The sequence below is a fragment of the Microbacterium sp. K35 genome, from assembly GCF_004794375.1.
Taxonomy (GTDB): domain Bacteria; phylum Actinomycetota; class Actinomycetes; order Actinomycetales; family Microbacteriaceae; genus Microbacterium; species Microbacterium sufflavum.
In genome coordinates this window covers 1-610 of sequence record NZ_SSDM01000050.1, presented here as the reverse complement: position 1 = coordinate 610, position 610 = coordinate 1, and the positions used below count along the sequence as shown (strand labels likewise).

At 75.9% G+C, this 610-nt stretch carries 1 pseudogene; it reads left to right on the top strand.

Annotated features, from left to right (window positions below):
* Positions 1-54 precede the first annotated feature (54 nt).
* Positions 55-610 (top strand): annotated as a pseudogene (locus DW299_RS01365) (polysialyltransferase family glycosyltransferase); the annotation flags it as partial.

Below are 610 nucleotides of genomic sequence, written 5' to 3'. Positions count from 1 at the left end.
CGGGGTCACGATCGCCGCGCTCGCGCGCACGCTCCGACGTGCGGGGCACACGCCGTGACGCGGGTCTTCGCGCTGCACAGCGCCTACGGTCTCGCGACCGCCGTCGCCGCGATCGACAGCGGCCTCCTCGATGGGCCGACCGCCGCGCGCCCCGAGCAGGTGCTGGTGCCGTTCACCTCGTCGCGCGTGCCCGAGCTCGCGGTCGGCATCGACGCCGACCCGGCCCTGGGTCGGCTGCGCGCCCGGTTCGACCGCATCGAGCCGCTGGGAGACCTCCTCGGCCCGCTGCACCCCAGCGCGTGGGAGCCCCCGGAGGGCGAACTGCCCGTGCTCGGTCGGCTGATCGCCCGGGCCTGGGGCATCGACCCCCGCGACCTGGAGCTGTGCGTGCAGAGCCCGCAGGTCGCTCCGGCGCGGACGCTGTTCGGGCTGTTCCCCGACGCGCGTCTCACGATCGTGGGCGACGGCCTCATGACGTATGCGCCGATGCGGGTGCGGCTGCCGCACACCGTGACGGCACGGATCGGCCGTGTGGTCTACGCCGACGTCGTGCCCGGCGTGCGTCCGCTCGTCGCGTCGCCGACCGCCGAGACCGTGCCGGTGCCGCCCG